12 protein-coding genes are annotated in these 19,067 nt (G+C 60.1%); 3 read left to right on the forward strand and 9 right to left on the reverse strand.

All coding sequences use genetic code 11. The annotated features are described in order from the left end of the window. Positions 1 to 294: 294 nt before the first annotated feature. The 4 genes from Mal15_RS21365 to Mal15_RS21380 all read right to left on the reverse strand — a co-directional run bounded on the left by Mal15_RS21365 (position 295) and on the right by Mal15_RS21380 (position 7,114). Positions 295 to 2,214 (reverse strand): MutS family DNA mismatch repair protein, encoded by a 1,920-nt coding sequence (locus Mal15_RS21365; RefSeq protein ID WP_233902935.1) that lies wholly within the window; start codon positions 2,212 to 2,214, stop codon positions 295 to 297. A 45-nt stretch (positions 2,215 to 2,259) separates the two neighbouring features. Beyond that, positions 2,260 to 3,894 (reverse strand): glycosyltransferase family 87 protein, encoded by a 1,635-nt coding sequence (locus Mal15_RS21370; protein WP_147869631.1) that lies wholly within the window; start codon positions 3,892 to 3,894, stop codon positions 2,260 to 2,262. A gap of 165 nt (positions 3,895 to 4,059) precedes the next feature. Next, positions 4,060 to 5,121 (reverse strand): EamA family transporter, encoded by a 1,062-nt coding sequence (locus tag Mal15_RS21375; RefSeq protein WP_233902936.1) that lies wholly within the window; start codon positions 5,119 to 5,121, stop codon positions 4,060 to 4,062. 766 nt (positions 5,122 to 5,887) lie between these two features. Further along, positions 5,888 to 7,114, reverse strand: coding sequence for an FG-GAP repeat domain-containing protein (locus Mal15_RS21380; RefSeq protein ID WP_147869632.1), 1,227 nt, complete (start codon positions 7,112 to 7,114; stop codon positions 5,888 to 5,890). A gap of 203 nt (positions 7,115 to 7,317) precedes the next feature. Here Mal15_RS21380 and Mal15_RS21385 point away from each other — a divergent pair, with 203 nt between their 5' ends. Then, entirely contained in the window at positions 7,318 to 8,631 is a 1,314-nt protein-coding gene (locus Mal15_RS21385) for a DUF3472 domain-containing protein (protein ID WP_147869633.1), read from the forward strand. Between the two features lie 159 nt (positions 8,632 to 8,790). Here Mal15_RS21385 and Mal15_RS21390 read toward each other — a convergent pair whose 3' ends face one another. Both Mal15_RS21390 and Mal15_RS21395 read right to left on the reverse strand, forming a co-directional pair. After that, the gene (locus Mal15_RS21390) at positions 8,791 to 9,768 is read right to left on the reverse strand and encodes a DUF3500 domain-containing protein (RefSeq protein ID WP_233902937.1); all 978 of its coding nucleotides are present in this window, start codon (positions 9,766 to 9,768) and stop codon (positions 8,791 to 8,793) included. Positions 9,769 to 10,074: 306 nt separating this feature from the next. Beyond that, positions 10,075 to 11,856, reverse strand: coding sequence for an arylsulfatase (locus Mal15_RS21395; protein ID WP_147869635.1), 1,782 nt, complete (start codon positions 11,854 to 11,856; stop codon positions 10,075 to 10,077). Between the two features lie 294 nt (positions 11,857 to 12,150). Between Mal15_RS21395 and Mal15_RS21400 the strand changes: the two genes are divergently transcribed. Beyond that, a complete protein-coding gene (locus Mal15_RS21400; protein ID WP_233902938.1) occupies positions 12,151 to 13,386 on the forward strand; it encodes a hypothetical protein in 1,236 nt (411 codons plus the stop codon). A gap of 49 nt (positions 13,387 to 13,435) precedes the next feature. On the opposite strand, the gene Mal15_RS21405 is transcribed toward Mal15_RS21400, so the two are convergent. From Mal15_RS21405 to Mal15_RS21415, 3 genes are all read right to left on the reverse strand, one after another. Further along, positions 13,436 to 14,482 carry a hypothetical protein gene (locus Mal15_RS21405; RefSeq protein ID WP_315854272.1) on the reverse strand — a complete coding sequence of 349 codons (1,047 nt, stop codon included), beginning with the start codon at positions 14,480 to 14,482 and terminating at the stop codon, positions 13,436 to 13,438. Positions 14,483 to 15,261: 779 nt separating this feature from the next. Then, positions 15,262 to 17,331, reverse strand: coding sequence for a glycoside hydrolase family 32 protein (locus Mal15_RS21410; protein WP_147869637.1), 2,070 nt, complete (start codon positions 17,329 to 17,331; stop codon positions 15,262 to 15,264). Positions 17,332 to 17,383: 52 nt separating this feature from the next. After that, the gene (locus tag Mal15_RS21415; RefSeq protein ID WP_167546960.1) at positions 17,384 to 18,280 is read right to left on the reverse strand and encodes a carbohydrate kinase family protein; all 897 of its coding nucleotides are present in this window, start codon (positions 18,278 to 18,280) and stop codon (positions 17,384 to 17,386) included. Between the two features lie 218 nt (positions 18,281 to 18,498). On the opposite strand from Mal15_RS21415, the gene Mal15_RS21420 reads away from it, so the two are divergent. Beyond that, a complete protein-coding gene (locus Mal15_RS21420) occupies positions 18,499 to 18,786 on the forward strand; it encodes a helix-turn-helix domain-containing protein (protein ID WP_167546961.1) in 288 nt (95 codons plus the stop codon). The last annotated feature ends 281 nt before the right edge of the window (positions 18,787 to 19,067 follow it).

Consider the following 19,067-nt stretch of genomic DNA (forward strand, 5'->3'; position numbering starts at 1 on the left):
GATGCCTGTGCTACCGGGCGAGGCGGTTAGCGGTGCCGAACGCTCCGTTAAGACGGCCGTTGGCGTAGGGTGCTCCGACCCGTTCACGCAGGTTGCGGAGAGAATAGGCGGTCGGTGCCCGATTTCCGCGCCATCCCAATCGCCCCATCAGAGTCGGCCGCATCCGGCCTCGCGGCGGAACAGCGCCGTCGCCTCAGGGGACCCATAGGAACATTAGGGCAGATAGGTCCTAATGTCCGATTCGTCCTATTGGTCGCAGCGCTTCCACCGAGCGCCACGCCGGCGACCGCGCGATTATCCCAACCCGACAATCTCCAACAGCCGCAGTGCATTGGTGGTCGGGCTGACGCCGGAATGCATCTGATAGTCGAACGTCATTTGCTCGTTGCCCGAGGCGTCGGGAGTGATCGTCTCGCGGAAGTGCACGATCTGTGATACCGCCTGCAATTCCGGTTCATCGGCCAGTTCCAGGTCGTGCGTGCTGATCGCCCCGATCGCACCGCACTCGATCAAATGCCGCAAGACCTGGGTGACCGCGATCAAGCGTTCACGAGAATTGGTGCCCTGTAAGATCTCATCGAGCAGGAACAACGAAATGCAACGCGGATTGGACGCCAGCGCACGAGCGCGATCGACCACCCCTTTCAACCGATGCAATTCGGCCATGTAGAACGAGACGCCTTCGGCAAGGTTGTCACGGACACGAATGCTGGTGGCCAATTCCGTCGACGGCAAGCTCAGACGGGTCGCGCAGACCGGCGCCCCCGCCCCGGCCAACGCCACGTTCAACCCGACGCTCCGCAACATCGTGCTCTTGCCCGACATATTGCTGCCGGTGACCAATAACACTGTTCCGGCCGGTCCGATCGTCACGTCGTTGCAGACGCGATCACGGTCGCTGAGCAGCGGATGCCCCAACGCGACCGACGTCAACTTCGCCGTTTGAATCCGATCGGCATCGGTGTCGATCCAGTCCGGAAAGACCCAGGACGGGTTCTCGTCGCAAACCGCAGCCAACGACATCAACGCTTCCAGTTCACCAAATGCATCGAACCAGCCCGGCACGGATGCGGAGAACGTGTTCTGCCAGGCCTCCAGCTTTTTCAGGACACGAATATCCCACAACGCAAACGCTTGTAGCGGCAGGTACAACAAAAAAGTCGCTGCCGAAGTCCGCAGGGACCCCTGTGATGCGACCCGCGCCAGAGCGTTCATGCCGATCTGTGCCGAATGCCGCGGGTCATCCAGCAGCACGCGATGAAGATGATCCAGGCGATTGTCCGGGGCTGTTTCATCGCTTTCCAGCCAGGCCGCGGCGGCAAACAGTTCACGATACTCGTCGACCGATTGGCGGCTGGCCATCGCGACCGAAAAGATTTGATGCACCGGCCCCAGCATCACGGTCGTGATCAAGACGTTGACCACCACCAACACAGCCGCCAGCCCCAAGGCGATCTGGGCGACGTTGGTCGGCACGACGCCCAGCCGTGAAGCGATCAGTACCATCAGCGACAGGGTCGCCAGGCCGGCCGAGAGGTTGGCCCACAACGACAACCAGCCGTTTTTTTCCAGCCAGGAATCTCCCTGTGACCAGCGAATGAACTCATCGGGATCGCCACTGCCGTCGCCGACGTGCGCGGCCAGGGAATAAAACCGAAAACGCTCCTCGCGGCGTGGCGCCAACCGACGGACCGCATCGCTACGCCCGCGTGCAACATCGGCGTCCGCCACCCCGGTCAACCAATGGGCCAACGTGCGGACCCCGATCGTCGTCCCCGCCATCGAAACGAATTGGAAAAGCGAACTTTTGCCCAGCAGATCCAGATCGTCGGCGACATCCTTTTGGTGTTCTTCCAGCTGGACGGTTTTCAGTTTCCCGCGCGAGGTTTTCCAGTCCAACGCATCCCAGTCCCGATGAATCCGCGCCATCAGGCGTTCGGTGACCTTGCGCGCTCGCTGTTGCTCCGCCATCGCGTCGCGAATCGGTTCGTTCAGAATCGCCGCGACCAGGAAGCCGCCGAGCAGCGAGAAGCCGACGATCCACCCGCCCGTCCCGAGTTTGGCAAAAAACGTGAACGCCAGCACCGCCACCGCGGCCCCGAACAACACCAATCGGATCGTCGCAAAGGCCGCGTCCCGGCGGCGTAGCTGCTCCAGCCGCTGCGTCGACGCGTCGAGCAGGTGTTGGTAGCGATCCGCGGCGGGCTCTGCCACCGCCGGCCTTGGGGGAGAATCAACCATGTTCGCTGCTTGCTGTTCCTAGACCGTCTGGATTCCGCCACCGGTGCTCGTTTGTCGCGCCAATTCCGATCGCCCCCGCTGGACAACCTTCAACGCAACCCGATCCTGCAAATTGGGACGGAAGATGGTCAGCAACAGTAGTGGCAAGAACCACGCGATGTACAGCCCCCCGCCGTATCCGTGCCAAAACTGAACGGCGACCATCACCGCGGCCGAACACCCGATCAAGGTGCCCAGGTTTTTCGGCGACGGCCAAGCGGCAAACAGCGTGCAGAGGATCCCGAAAGCCACGATCACCGGCAGACGCCAGCGCGGATCCCAGCCCAGCCCCCAAATGCCCCGTGGCTCCTTCGTCGGCAGAAACAGTCCAAACATGCGACGCAGATGGTCCACCAGCGAATCGGTTCCCCCGAATGTCAGCAAGACGCCCAGAATCGCCAAGGTCACGATCACACCGACGGCGAACCGCCGCACCCCGCGCTGCCAGTAAAAGCTGCACCACAGCGGCAACAAGAACAACGGATAATAAACCAAGCCGGCCGCCAGCCCCAAAAAGACGCCGGCGATCACCGGACGGCGATAACTGAGCACCGCCCACAACAGCAGCGCCGCCGGCAACGCGTGGTCGACACGCCCGGTCATCTGGGCCGTGTACGGCAGGATCAAATACAACAATGCGCAACCGACACCGCTGCGCAAGTTGCCGAAATGACGATTCCCGATCAACACCACACCGACAATGATCGCCAAGTGCGCCGAAATGGCCAGCACCTTCGCCAGAATCGTCCAGCTCCGTCGACTCTGGTCCAACTCATCGGCCGTCGGTTCCTCTTCCCCGCCCAGCGCCTGGCTGACCGGGCGGGTCGTGATCGTCGGCAACCGATGCATCAACGCGTAACCCGGGCCCAGCTCCGGGCCCTGCCACACGCCCATCCGCGGCGTGCTGGTCGCGACGTTCACCATCATGAAGATGAACAGACAGATGCTGATGAAATACAGCCCGCCGACCGTCAAGTTCGGATCCAATAACGGGCGCCGCACCATCAGTGGGTCGATCATCAATCGAATCAGTATCAGCATCTCGACCGCGAACAGCAGGATGAAGCCGCGTCGCTGGAGTTGCTTGGCCGATTGCTCGGCATCGGTTTCGGTTTGGTCGGGGTCCAACGACGTGGCTTCCAAACGCTCATCGAGCGCATGCCGTTCCGTTACCAACGGCAGGTTCGTTTCTTCATGAATCGTCGGCGGGACGCTGTTGGTTTGGCCTGCGGATTCCGTGTCGGCCTCCTGCATGACGTTGACCGTGACCAAGACCGAAGCCGAATCCGCGCTGATCGGCCGATCTGCCGAATCGGAGGAGTCTTGTTCCCGCAGCGGCGAGGGGACGATGTGGCGGGGGCGGGCCGATTCGATCTCCGGATCGGTTTGACCCCGCGTCGCGATCTCCCCAGATTCCATTTCCCGCAGGTGACGCCGACGGCCCTCATGAACCATCAGCAATCCCGGCGCAAGCAGGATCAGCAGCACGATGTCCAGGTTGCGGATGCTCCAGAACCGGTGAAAGACAAAGTACAGCCCGATCGTCAGGAACGATGAAAGATAGACCCAGGTCGTCGGGTCCGGCCGCTTGTAATAAAGCAGAAACTCGCTCATGGGACGTTTGCGACGGTGTCCTACCGCCCGCCTCGGTCAAACCCGTTGGAAGAATCGCAGCAAAAGTCGTTCCAATACAATTGCACTAGCATACGTGCACCAGCGACGCCTGAAAACCACCGCGCCGAAGTCGCCGCTTTCGCCGTGCCAGGTCAGCGGTGCAGGTCAACTGTTCCAGGTCAGCAGGACCACACCCAGCAAGATGACGCCCACACACAGGGATTTGGCCCGAAAATTGGCCTCGCTGAGCGCTTTGGCCCCGAAACCGAGTGCGATCACCACGCTGCTGCGGCGGACGACCGAGACGACTGAAACCAGGGCTGTCGGATCGGAGAGCGCCACGAAGTAGAACCAGTCGGCCAAAATCAGCAGCGGACTGACCAACGCGATGCTCCAACGCCACCGAAATGGCTGTGCCGGACGCCCGCCGATTTCACCCGCAGTGCCCCCATCCTGCAGCGAACCCCTCGGCGCATCGAACCGATACCACCACAGTGCCAGCGGGACCATCACGGGCACCAAATCAATCGTGAACCAAGCCTGCATCGTGACCGGATCGAATCCCGCACGCTGCAACAGCCACTTGTCGTAGATCGAACTGCACGCCCCCAGCAAGGTCGCCGCCATCATCAACGCGACCCAGCGGTCCCGCGTGAAACGAATGCCCTCGCGACGGCCGACCAAGGTGAATCGCCAGAATCCGATCAGCACCACGGCGATCCCCAGCCACTGCATCGGCGTCGGCCGTTCACCGAAGAACAGGATGGCGATCAGAATGGTCCAAAACGGGCTGGTGGCGCGGATCGGCGCCCCGATCGAAAGCGGCAAATGCTTCAACGCCGAAAACGCGAACGTCCACGACGCCCCGACCAGCACGCTTTTCGCTGCGATCAATCCATGCTCTTTCCAGCTCAGCGAGCGGACCACCAACCGATCCAATGGGATCGTCTCCGCCCAGAACGTCGACCAGATCACCAGCGGCGAATACAGCACCGCGCCGATCGAGACGGTGGTCAGCAACACGACCGGAACGGCGTTCCCCTGGACCGACCATTTCTTCGCGGCGTCGTACGCCCCCAATAAGGTCGCCGAGACGATGCTCAATAGGATCCAGTTCATGCCCACCAGCATGAAGGCCCCTCGCCACCTTGCAAACCGTCCACCATCCGCCCGGATCGCAAGGTCCTCTCCAAACACCTTGCCCGCGCCGTAGGTGATGCTGTGCATCACACGCCCACCCCGATTCCCACCGGGGTCTGTCCCCCGCCAATCCCCACCGGGGACACGGCACTATCATTTTGCTGGCAAAACGGGCGAGGTGTCCGCTTGAATCGTGCCGTGTCCCCGAAGAGTGCAATACCGAGAAAAGGCCCACGGATGGCAGCGTGTCCCCACGGATCCCCGGCTGCATTCCATCCGTGGGTACGCCTTGCCATCCGTGGGCTAATCTTGATTCCCGTGCTGGGGTCTGTCCCCGGTGGCGTGACTTGGAGGGAGAGGTGGTCAAAAAATGGGTTGGTCAAAAAATGGTGCCGGTTCGTTGCTGATTTCTTGCCCACTCAATCTTTTGACCCCGCTTTTCACGGTCGGGGACATGGCATGGATTGTTTTGCTACCACAAACCGCGCGGCGTCTGCTTGCAACGTGCCGTGTCCCCGTCGGATATTGATGCGTGGCAACCGATCGGCGTGTGAGGGACGCAGGCAGGGGAAGAGATTAAAACGCAGAGGCGCAGAGAACGCAGACGATGATGCACTCAATTTCTCTCTCTGCGTCCTCTGCGACTCTGCGATTCAAAATCATTTGCGAGTGGCACCAATTGCGCCCCGGAGAGTGCAATCCCGAAAATAGGCCCGCGGATGGCAGCGCGTCCCCACGGATCCCGGGCTGCATTCCATCCGTGGGTACGCTTTGCCATCCGTGGGCGACCTGATTCCGGCGCCGTGGTCTGTCCCCGGGGTGTGGCTGGAGTGAGCTTCACGTACAGCGTGACCTACTGCTGGAGGAAGACGAAGGTGCCCAGTTTGGATGCGGTGGCGATGTCGATGCGGCCGTCTTGATTGAGGTCGGTGGCCAGGATTTGGACGCCGACTCCGGATTCGTCGTCGATCAGGTGGGGGACGTATCTCACCGTGCCGTCGCTTTGGCGTTGCAGTTCGAACCAGTACACCACCGGCGGCGCACCGGGATCGATATCGCCATCAGGACCATGCGCCCAGCGTCGTTTTCCGGTGACCAAGTCCGGCAAGCCGTCTCCATTAATGTCGGCCGATGCCAACGCGTGGGGCTGGGTGAACGCGACCCCGAACCGGTTGATCGCCGATCGGTCGCCCATGATCAAATGTTCTTTGAATTCAGAGCTGGATTCCGAATCAACCTGCTCGTACCACGCCAGTCCCCAACCGTGCGCGTCGACCGCCGACAGGATGTCTTGGTCGCCATCGCCATCGACATCCTGGGCAAACATCTGTGCACCGCCTCGGCCTTTGGAAAACAGGCCCCGATGAAACGCCCAGTCGGATGCGCCTGCAGCGGATTGCGGTTGCTCATACCAGCCATCGTTGAGGATCAGGTCCGGCTTGCCGTCTCGATTGACATCGCCGACGCCTTGGCCGTGATAGAACTGCGGCCAATCTTCGGCGGCACCGATCGGAATGAATCTCCAAGGCTCCGTCGGGCGCGAGGGATCGGGTTGAATCGAACCCCAGCGTCCGTCCCAGTGACAGATCACTTGCGACACTCCGTCACCGTCCAAATCAACCAGCGTGGGCGATTCGCCTTTGACCCGATGAAACGCGACGTGCCCTTTCCAAAGCCCCTCCGTCTTGCCCGGGTTCTCGTACCAGATTGCTTGATGTTTGTGGACACGGCCGAGCACCAGGATGTCGGGGCGGCCGTCGCCGGAAAAGTCTTCGACAAAGCTGAACATGCTGTTGCTGGGGCTTTCCGCCGGCGGCAACGCAACCGGTTGGTAGAACGCGTGTGCCACTTGAAAGTCTGGGCCCGCGTACCAATACGGCCCGGCGACCACGTCCGCATCTCCATCGCCATCAATGTCGCCGGATGTAACGCCGTCACAGTAGTACCGATCGCTCAGCACCAGTCGTTTGAATCGGATCGCATCGCCCGTGGCATCTGTCGATGACGAAGCGGGTTCGTTGCCGAACGCGATTCCTACCAAAAGAACGGATGAGAGCCAGACGGTCAGCGGTCGTTTCATGGTGAAGCCTGTCGTGAAGAAGATCGGCGGGAGCCCACGATCATACACCGCGGCGCAAGCCGTTTCCGAGCCAATGGATTCGATCGTCGAGCATCACGAGGCTGGCAGGCCCCCTTCCCCAGAGCGACTGTTCCGGCAGTCAACCGATGACTATGGTGGTGGTCGTTTCGTCGCCGTCCACTTCGCCACTTGCTGAACCGTTCATGACATCCACCCTCCGCACCTCCGTCGGCGTTGTCCATGCACTCGCACTGACCGTCGCCTTTGCCCTCAACCAATCCGGTCCGTCGCGTGCGGCCGATTGGACCGTTCCGGTCGCGGGCAATGCGTATCAAACGGCGAATCATTCCGGCGGCAGGGGATTGCGTCGCGGTGGTACGCTCGGCTTGTCGAATCCCGAGGACGTCTATTCGGTCTTCTTCCGCGTGGATCGACCCGCCGTGATGAAGATCGCAGTGCAAGCACGCGCCGCTGATGGTGCCAGTACGTTGGTCACACGCGTCGGCGATGACGTTTTTCGCACGAGCATCGAGACGGCGAAAAACGCTTCATGCCTGATCGGGCGAATCAAAGCGGACAAAGCGGGATACGTCCGTGTCGACCTGCAAGCGGATCGTAAGCAGGATGAAGGCAGGATTGAAATCAGTGACTTGCTGGTCACCTCCGACACCGACGGCTTGTCATTGGACTTTGTGAAAACGAACGCAGGCAACATGTTCTATTGGGGACGCCGCGGTCCATCGGTGCATCTGCGCTATGAAGTCCCCCGCGACCGGCCGTTGCAATATGCCTACAGCGAACTGACGGTCCCGGTGGGGCAAGATCCGATCGGATCTTATTTCATGGCCAACGGGTTCGGCGAAGGCTACTTTGGGATCCAAGTCAATGGTCCCGAAGAGCGACGTGTGCTGTTTTCGGTGTGGAGTCCATTCAAAACAGACAACCCGCGTGAGATCCCCGCGGACCAACAAATCGTGATGCTCGCCAAGGGCCCCGACGTGCGAGTCGGCGAGTTCGGCAACGAGGGTTCTGGCGGACAGAGCTTTCTGGTTTATCCCTGGAAAGCCGGGACGACCTACCGTTTTCTGACCGAGGTGCGACCGGACGAAATGGGAAACACAATCTACACGTCCTGGTTCGGCGACAAGTCCCAACAGACGTGGCGTTTGATCGCGAGTTTTCGTCGCCCCAAAACAGACACGCACCTGACAGGTTTTCATTGCTTCCTGGAAAACTTTTCGCCCAGCCACGGCCACATCGGTCGGCGGGCGGCCTATGGGAACGTTTGGGTGCGAGACGTCAGCGGCCAGTGGCACCAGTGCACGCGGGCGCGGTTTTCAGTCGACGCGACCGGCGGCGGTCGTCATCGACTGGACTTCACCGGCGGCGCCGACGGCAACCAGTTCTTTCTGCGCAATTGCGGCTTCTTTGACGAAACCGGTCGCCCGGGCGAAACGTTTACGCGACAGTCGACGGACGATGACCGGCCGGAAATTGACTTTGATACGCTGCCGTGAATTTGAGTACGACGGCCCTTCCGGGCGGTCGTCCGGAGGACTCCATGCGACGACCCGGAAGGGACGTCGTACAATTCGGCGCGACGCCCCGGAAGGGGACGTCGTACAATTCGGCGCGACGCCCCGGAAGGGACGTCGTACAGGTTTGACGGGGCGTCGTTACGACTTCACGCCGATGTTGATGTAGGCATGGACGTGGGGTGCGCCGCGGAAGTGCCAAACCAACGACGGGCCTTCGACGCGCCAGATGTCCCAGACTTTGTCGTCGTCCAAGTCCTCTTGCTGGTAGAACGCCATGTGCAGCTGATCCAGCCCGCCGCTTTCTTTCAGAATCGCCATCACCTCGTCGACGTCCGCTTCACGGTACGGCGCCAACAGAACTTTCAACGTCGATTCGACGAGTTCCTTTTGATCGTTGGCGAGCTGGCCGACCGCGATGCCGGGGAAACGCCCACCGGAGCCTTGCAGCTGAACGGCGGTTTCGCTGGGCGCTTTCTTCAGCAGTGCCGACTCCCGTTGGCCGGGGTCGAGAGCCTGGAAGACTTCGTTGGTCTTCTGGGTCTGATAGAAGAACAAGTTGTCGGAAGGGTTTTCTTCGCCGTGTCCATAGACGATCGGTCCGCCGAAAGCCGCCTTGTCGACTCGGTTTCCGTCGGCACGCATCGTCAGGTGGCGACCGGTCATTTCGAATTGGAATTGATCGGTACCGGGTTCTCCGAAGATCGCGACGCTGTAGTTTTCCATCCCGCCGTCGTCTTCGTCCATCTGTTGGATCAGTCGCTCGTAGCCGTCCTTGGACGTGATGTTACGGACGACCTGGTCGATCAGTGTTCGTTGTTTGTCGGAGAACAGGTCGTCTCCGATGACCGCGCTGGTGACGTGCCAGTTCGCATTGATGCGGCGACGGTCTTTGTGGTCAAAGGGCCGCCAAATCGCTTTCTTCTGTTTGTCTGAAAGCGAAGTGTAGAGTTCGGCAACCACCGTTTCGGCGGATGTTGCCGACGACTCGGCGGCATGAGCAAACCGTGGATCGAACAGCCCCGACGTCGCCACTCCGGCGGCCACGGCGCCTCCAAGTTTGACGAAATCTCGTCGGGCAACACGCTGTCCTTGGGGAAGCATCTCGGGACGGTTCATGTTCATCTTTGTGCTCACAAAAGATTGGGGGGAAGGTCCTGGCGGGAGCCGTCGAGCGGGCGACGGGGATGAGAGTAGTTTACCAATTTGCGCGGCGCGGCGTACGAATTCTGGTTGCTTTTGGGGAGGGGTAAAGGTGGAAACCCCCATCCAATCGATCGAGCGCATATTCCTACCCAAAAAATCTTCTTACCTCTCCACCCGGCCATGGCTTGGCATGCCGGTGGGAGTTTGGAGAGGGATGGCAGAATGATTCAGGGCAGAATGATGCGGGGGGCGGGGCTGGCATCAGACATCTGTTCACTGCTAGCGGTCGCGACGCGTTAAGATCACTTGGTGCGGGCCTTGGACCTTTCCCTCAAACACCACATCGACGGCCAGCGTCAACTTTCCCGCCGGGAGTTTCAGATCGGTGGTGTGACCGCGGCGGTTTCCTGCGGCAATCGCCAGCGTCTCGGTCAACTCTCCCGCCGTGATCGTGGCTTTGCCGCCCGGGTGGCCGCCCGAAAAAATCAATTCGATCTGATACTCTCCGGCTTCGGGGGCTTCCAGCAACCAAACGCCGTTGGAATTGCCCGCCCAGGGACGACCTTGGGTGTGACGCCAATCTTGTCGCGTCAACACGCTCTGCATCTCGTGTTCGGTCCCGATCACGATCCTGGGTGGGGCGTAGTTATCCGGTCGTGTCGAACTGACATCCTGGAACCAGGCGTCGTAGTCCTGCTTGAGTCGCCGCATGACCTCAGGATATTGATCGGCGACGTTGTTTTTCTGGCGCGGATCTTTGCTCAAATCGTAGAGCTGCAACCGGGGCTGGCCGCTGAAACTTTCCCGCCCGAAACCACTCGGGTGAACCAGTTTCCAGGGTTCTTCATGCAAGGCGAAATGGTGGTAGGGTTGCGGCTGATCGCCCCGGTGCGTTTGCAGCACAATCTGACGCGGCGGCAAGCTGGTTGCTTGACCGGTCAGCAACGGCAGAAAGCTCCTGCCGTCAAGCTTGTGGTCGGCCGGCACGTCGACGCCGCAGGCATCCAACAAGGTGGGCAGCAGATCGATGTGTGCGCACAAGACGTCTGAACTGCGTCCGGCGTTCACCTTGGCGGGCCAGTGAAAGACCAAAGGGGACCGGATGCCGCCATCGTCGACGTGCGATTTCATGCCGCGCATGTCGCCGACGTATCGCATCGTGTTGGGACCGTTGTCGTTCAAATAGATCACGATCGTGTTTTCACGGACCCCGAGCGTGTCGAGCTTTGTAAAGAGCCGCCCGACGTTTTCGTCGATGTTGGTGATCATCGCCGCGATCCGCGCCAGTTTGTCACTTTCTTGTTCCAGACGCTTCGGATCGAGCTTGTTGATCAAGATGGGCGAAAAGTCGACCTTCAGATACTCTTCGTACAATGCTTCGGGCACGTCATGGAACGGACCGTGCGGCGCGTTGGTGGCGATGTAGGTGAAGAAGCTTTCGTCGGCTCGAACGCTTTGGTCGATGAAGTCCATCGCGGCATCAAAAAAGATGTCCGTGCAGTAACCTTCCATCGGAGTCTCTTCGCCGTTCTTGATCAACGTCGGGTCGGTGTACTTGCCTTCGGCGCCGATCGGGTCCGATGGCTGGCCGATGCCTCCACCGCGATGCACCAGACTGTCTTGAAACCCCTGGTCCATCGCTCGCAGCGGGTAGTTGTCACCCATGTGCCATTTGCCGTAGATCCCGGTGCGATACCCAGCGTCTTTCAAAAACTCTGCGATCGTCACTTCGTCACTGTCCATCATCGCGCGGCCGATGTAGGTATCGATGCAGCGCGTTCGATAGTTGTATCGACCGGTCATCAAACAGGCTCGCGTGGGGGCGCACACGGGGCTGACGTAGAACTTGCTCAAAAAACCGCTGCGGCGATGCATGGCATCCAGTTCAGGCGTTCGGATCACCGGATTCCCCATGAACCCGTAATCCCCGACACCTTGGTCGTCGCTCATGATGACGATCACATTGGGACGTTCCGCGGCGTCGGCACGGCCGATTGAAATCTCGGACGTCAGGACGGCGAGACAAACAACGATTGCAGGGACAAACGGGTTTCTGTACATGAATCGGCTCAAGAGCTGGGCGGTGGCGGGGGAGGGAGCGGGGAAGGCATTCGAAAAGGATTGCTGGAATCTCTGCCATGGTAAACCAGAAGGTCACGCCTTGCATGGCGTCTGGCATGCACAGCACACCATTGTCTACTACACTTTGATGGCGACACGTTCGCCGGAGCGTGGACGACACGGGGAACCACCCTCTGGCGAAGGCAGTTGCATCCGTGGGTACGCTTTGCGATCCGTGGGCTGATTTCGGTTCACTCTCCGTCCCAACTCGACTCGATTACCGGTGAACGTCTGATGAGAATCCCAATCCTTGCGTTCCTGATCGCCAGCCTCGCGTTCACCAGCGGCCCATCGTGTCAGGCCCAATCGGTTCCTTCGGCGAAGCAGTTGGAGAACTGGTTGAAGCGGTTTCCCGATGCGGATGCCGATCGCGACGGCACGCTGACGATCGAGGAAGCCAGTCGTTACCGCGAGAAACTGCGTTCGGGGGCGACCGATCGGCGCGGTGCCGGCGGTTCGCGTCAGGGGGCGCCACGCCAGTTCACGGTCAGCCCCGGCTGGGATCTTCAGCGGTTTCCCGAACACGCCGTGTGCTACTTGCCGCCCCAAGAAATCAAAGCGGTGTTTCAGCAGTCGATCGGCGGCAAACAACCCGCGGTCGTTTCGTATGAAAAGCCCGATGACGGGGCGCTGCGGATCGTCGGCACCGGCCACAGTTTCATGGCACCGGGGTATCGCACGTTTCCCGTCATTTGCAAAGCGGCCGGGATGAAGCAGCCGCTTTACACGCATACCGGTGGCGGCATCACCGGCAGCACCCGTTACAAGTGGGAACAAGAGAACGGGATCTTTGATTTCGACGGTCGTCCCCAACCGAAACTCCTTGCGTCGATCGCCAATGCGAAATGGGATGCGATGATGTGGGGGCCGTACTTCAACGACCGCCCCGTTTATTATTCCTGTTGGATCGACTTCTGTTTGAAATACAACCCGGAAATGAAATTCTATCTGTCCGACGCTTGGCCACAGTTGTATCAGCTCGGTACCAACCCGGAATCGGAATCCTTTTTCACCGCGGAGATCTTTGATCGGCTCGGAGCGGAACGACGAGCGGAATACGTTCAGCAAGTGGAGGTGCTGCGCAAGCAATACCCCGACAAGGTCTTCATCCTGCCGACCTCCGATGCGATGGTGCTGGCGGCCAAGTCGTATCTGAAGGGCGAACTGCCGGGCGTCGAAGGGATTCACCGCGTGATCGGCGGTAAGGAGCGGTCGTTGTGGCGCGACCAGTTGGGGCACATCGGACCGGGCTTCGATCGATTAGAAGGTTACGTGTTCTACGCAACGCTGTATGGAAGGTCTCCGGAATTGATCGAGGATCAGATCGCGTTCGGCGGGGACGATGCATTTCCCGGTCCAAAGCTGGACCGAAAGTTTCGCGAGATCGCATGGCAGGCGGTCATCGGTCACCCGCTATCGGGAGTCGAGGACCGCGACGGCGACCGCGTCGACGATTCACGCGGCCGCTGATTTTGCCAGCAGATTCTGTGGTCGCCTGAGGCCGGCGACACGACGGGCCTTACCGATCAACGACCGCTTCGAAAATGGCGATCTGCCCGTCGTTGCGTTTGCCTTTTTGGTTCTCGCCTCCATTGGGCCAGGAAAGGGCGATGCCGAACAATTTTCCATCGCGTTCGACGGCGCAGAATCCGTGCATGTGATGCATGTATTGCAGCCCTTCGTATTCGGCAGGCACCAACCGCCCGACCGGTTTTCCTTCGGACACGATCAAGACGGGAGCAACACCGTTGCTGTCGGCCAACGGATTCAGCAACGGCAAGTACATTTGGTCGCCGAGAAGCGAAAGGTTGCACGGATTCGAGCGAGGTGGCAGCTGGATGAAGTTTTCCTTCGATGCACCCGGCATCCGGATCATTTCGCCATAGGTGTTGAATCCATAAACGCGACCGTGAGCGCGCGATGCGACTTCGACGACTTCGGCTCCATTAACCCGGCTGACTTCGACACCGTGGGCGGTGGCAAAGGGGCCGCCCTGGTTCGTCTTGCCACCCCAAGCGGCGCCGGTCCACTTCCATGTTCCGTCGACAGGTTTGGCGGTCAACGCGTAATCTCCGGGAGCGTATCCGGTCACGACGATCAACGATTGAGCTTCGGGTGCGAAGACGACATCGCAGGGAGCGAATTTTCCGCCGTCGGCGTAATACTGGTTGATCCGTTCATCATCGAATTCACCGCCCTTGGGCGATGTCAGCACAGCAAGCACTTCGCCGCGTTTTGAGATGACGACTTCGCTGGTGTTGGTGGAAGAGAACGCCCACAACGATTCGTCATTGAACAGGAAACAATCGGCGCCGTGGGCGTTCATGCCGGCGGCAAACTTGGGGTCTTGGTTTTCCACCCGTTTCCACGCCTTCAGTTCCGCATCGAGTGCGACCAAGCCAAAACCGCTGACAACCGTGACAATTTCGTCCGACTTCAGGTCTTGATCGGCGTTGTTGTGCAACCCTCCCTTGGCTGCGGCGATCATCTCGTCAGATTGTTTGCCGAGATCGTCGCGATGTTCCCAGCGGTAAGTGATTTCACCGATTTGGAATTTGCTGGACATCGCGGCGTCGGCTGGGTCGACTTTCGCGGTCAGCTGCGATGCCGAGTGATCGTGACTTCCGTGATCATGTCCTTCGTGAGCATCAACCGCCCCAACAAAGCAAACCGCAAGCAGCCCGATGGAGGCCACGCGTGTAATTCGAGTGCAGAAAACCGAGAATGACGTATTCACGCGCATGGAGAAACTCTTGAAGATCTTTGAAGGATGCAAAATGGGACTGTGGTGGGTTCAGCACGTGCGCAGAAAACCGAACCGACTTGAACAAAGCTCGCTTTGAGTCGAACTGTAGATGCGGAAGGCGGATGTTACAAAGGTGGTACAAAACACCGCGTGGCAAAGAAGGCTGATCCCAACACCAGGGCGCTCGACGGGGGCGTGAACCGACCTTGCCCCGTCGTCGGTCTGAGCACAAAGGTCACGCGTTGGAGGCATCGGCGTGATAACAGTCGCGTGCCGATGAACCTAGCTACCCACGACGTGTGGCTTGTGCCCCCTGCTGATTTGCACTCGTCACCGGAAGGACCGAATCCAAAGTCTGTCGCACCGGCAATCTGGCAAGTCCGCTGAAAAACGCCACGTTGACGTAGCTACGCTCGATGCGAGCGTGGAAAACCAGTGCGATTTCGCCCTCGTATTCCGTCTCGCCTTAAGATTCGGGTCAATGGTAGTGGACGACGCGAGGGGGCCTCGCCGTGCGCAATCCGAATGGACTCGTCGCCTCGTCCACAACCCGAAAATCAAGCTGCGGCGGAATACTTTTGCCGCGTCAACTTTTCAACTTAGGGTCCCGCGGAAACGGGGGCCGCTGACGAACCCGCGTGCCAGATGCTTTTCAGAACGTGCAACGTTGTGCCGGTGACCTCGGCGGAGCGATCGCCCGCAAACACCTCAATCGTCGGACGTCGGCTGGTTGGAAAGATGCGATCACTGATCACCGCTTCGCCATCGTTGATGAAGACTTCGATCGCAGACCGATCGACCAAGACCTGAATCGTCACAGCGCCATCGACCACCCGCACCGGTGCTTCATGACGTCCCGCGAATGCTTGGTGGAAGGCGACGTTGCCGGATTTTCGCCGGTCCACATAGACCACGCCCGGCTCGCGATCGTAGCCGACTTCGGTGAACTCGTCGCTGCCGGTGCGAATGCGGAAGCCGACCGAACGCGCGGTGCCGGGCTTCAATGTCGTCTCCAACTCGAACGCCATGTCCGTTAACTCTCCCGGCTCGGTGACCGCAGTCGGGGGCCAGGTCGCCGCGGTGGTATCGATCGGGCGTGACTGGACACGCAGCCGCTGCAATTCCTCGACCGGTCGCTGAACCATGACCAAGTCACCGTCTGGATCCGCCGGGTCGGTTGTCTTTCGCAGGCTCAACACCCGAGGAACCGACATGCAACTGCGCCACGGTGATGTCGGCAACAGGCAGGTTTCCCAATTATTGAACCAACCGATCCAGATGCGACGGCCGTCGGAATCCGGGATGTCCGACCAGCTGACCGGGGCGTAGAAGTCGCGGCCAAAATCGACCCACTTGGCATCCTGAGTCGCCGTGAATCGGGTGCCGTCGAAATCGCCGACGAAGTACTCGCCGCCGCTGCCGCCGGCCACGCTGCCGCTGCCCATGTCGACTTCCAACACCCAGCGTTTCTTTCCGCCATCACCCTCGATCGGTAACTCGAACAAATCGGGACATTCCCAGTTCGACTTTTGCGTCGCCCCGGCCGGGCCGAACCGACTCAGCTCGCTCCAATGTTTCAGGTCTTCGGACGCGTAAAACACCACGACCTTTTCCCTGGCGAGCGAAACCACCATCACCCAGCGATCGGTCGGCGTGTGCCAAAACACTTTGGGATCGCGAAAGTCGGGGTTGTTGATGTCCAACACCGGGTTGCCGGCATACTTGGTCCATGTCCTACCGTTGTCGTTGCTGTAGGCCAGGTTCTGGACTTGGCGACCGTGCCCGTGCCCGGTGTAAACCGCGACCATCGGGGGCGTTTCGCCCAGGCCGAATCCCGAGGTGTTGTTGTGGTCAACGACGCAACAACCGCTGAACGCCATCACGCCGTCTGCTTCGGCGATCGCCAGCGGCAGGTGTTCCCAGTGGGTCAGGTCCCGACTGACCGCGTGCCCCCAACTCATGTGCCCCCAAGTGTTGCCCGCGGGATTGTACTGGTAGAACAGGTGGTATTCGCCGTCATGAAACACCAGCCCGTTGGGGTCGTTCATCCAGTGGATTTCCGGGCTGAAATGGAATTGTGGCCGCCACGGCTCGCGCAGGTAGCCAGCGGTGTTGCGGTAGCGTTCAAGCTGGTGCTGCAGGTCGAATCGCTGCGGCGGATCGTTGGTCAGGATCAGGTGATCGACCAGCAGGTGCCCCCAACCGCCGGTCGCGTTGTCATAGATTCTCAGCCGAGCCCGTTGGTCACGAAACTGGCTTACGTCCCAGCAGCGCCATTCCAATTCCTCCGACTCGGCCCCGGTCGCGGTGAGGACGGATTTGCCGTCGACCAGTAATTCGATCCCGACGGTTGCCTGGTCGGATCCGCCGCCGATCAAGAACGCCAGATGGCTGCGTTCGATCGTGAATGGTGGACTGGTCGCCGTCCCGACCGTGGCATCCCCGCGGTGAAACGTGTTGACCAGGCGCTCGCCGCGGAATCCCGACACCGCCATTTGGTCCGCCAGCCCCCCTTGTGCCGGGTGCTGGCCAAAGGCTTCGCCGGTGATCGACCATCCGTCATAGGTTCCGGATTCAAAATCGTCGATCAACACGTCATCGGCGTCAGCCGACTGCATCAAACAGACGGTCGTCCCGATCACCAAGCAAAGGTGGATCCAATACCGCATCGTTCAAACTCTCACTTTGGCGGGGGCGTCGACAGACCTGGAGCGGACGGGCTCACGGCTTCATCAAATGATCCGGAAAGGTCATCGTCGCGCCGGGTTGGGAACAGACATAGGAAGCGACGGCGATCGCGTTGCGGTTGACGATGTCGATGCTTTGCCCGGCCAGCAAACCCAGCGTGATCGCAGCGGTGAAGGCATCGCCCGCGCCGACGGTGTCGGCCACCTCGGTGGGAATCCCCGGGAGTTCGCTGACGGCATCGGCGGAAACGAGCACGGCGCCGCCGGCGCCACGCGTCAGCGCGACGTAACGAAGTTGATGTCGCTCGGCCAAACGCCGCATCACGTCCACGTCGCTGCCGGTCAAGCCGTCCAGGCGGGCCAGTCGTGGCAGTTCGTCGTCGTTAAGCTTGAGGACGTTGGCCAGGGCAAGCGACTGCCGGATGATCGAATCGTCATCATAGGGGGCACGCAAATTGACGTCCAATATCCGCAACGCCGATACGGGCGTCGATTCGACAAATCGTCGGATGGTTTGGCGCGCGACTTCACAGCGCTGGCCGAGCGTGCCGAAGCAGACCGCATCGCATGCCGCCGCGACGCCGCTCAGTTCGTCGTTCCATTGGAGATGGTCCCATGCAGAGTCCTCGGCAAACTGATAACTCGCCACCCCGGCGTCATCCAATTGGACATCCACCTTACCCGTGCCGTGTTGATTGATTTGCAAGACCGACGTGTCGACGCCACGTTGTTTCAGTGATTCGATCGCCTTTCGTCCCAGTTCGTCGTCGCCGACCGCGCTGACCATCACCGCGCGGGCCCTCGGGGTGCGGTTCGCACCACGGGACAGCTCCGACGTGCTGCAGGAAAAATTGGCCGGGGCACCCCCGAACCGGGGTCCGTCCGGAAAAACATCCCACAGAATCTCACCGATACCCACAACCTGATGCACACCAATCCTCCATTGCGATTCCGAATCGGGACTTCACGTTCCGCGGAGAAACACTGCTCGCCTCCGCTACCAGGAACAACCCCAAGTCAACTGCCACACCATCATACCGCACAAGGAACCAGGAATCGCCGCCGCAGGAACATGGGACGCGAAAACGGCACAAGAGTTGATGAGGCGAACGTTTCATGGACCACCGCGAACACACTCGATCGACAACCGTGCGTCACACGGTTGCCTTGCCACAGGAACCGACGCCCCTTGCGCCCCCCGGTTGGACGGATTGGCAGCTGGGGTTGCAACGGGAGATTCTGAGGTTGATCACTCAAAAAAACTCGTCAATTCGTGAGGAAATCTCTGATCGAGTCGACGAGGTCTTGTTGCGAACGACGCTGGAGGCGACCGGCGGAAACATCAGCCAGGCCAGCCATCGGCTGGGCATCAGCCGACCGACGCTGCGAAGTCGTCTTCGCCAGCTGAAGATCGCAACGCCGAATTCGCCAACCTGAATGGAAAACTTCTTTCCAAACTTTGCGAAAGACTTTGCCAACGATTTCGCCGGGCGCTTCAAATCGGCGTTCGGCATGTGGGGACGGACGGTTGCCGTTTCCTCGAGTTTGCGTGGTAAAATAATTTCCAGATCGTACGGCTGTCAAAACGGCCCAAAGCGGCAAGACTGAACCGGTCGATCCGTCCGACGCTTTCCGCCGACGGTTCTCTTTATTTGTGCAATCGAGTTTTCATGAATCAACCTACGACTCCCGCCAATCGCCATCCCGATCATGCCCTA

The organism is Stieleria maiorica, assembly GCF_008035925.1.
GTDB classification, from domain to species: Bacteria; Planctomycetota; Planctomycetia; order Pirellulales; family Pirellulaceae; genus Stieleria; species Stieleria maiorica.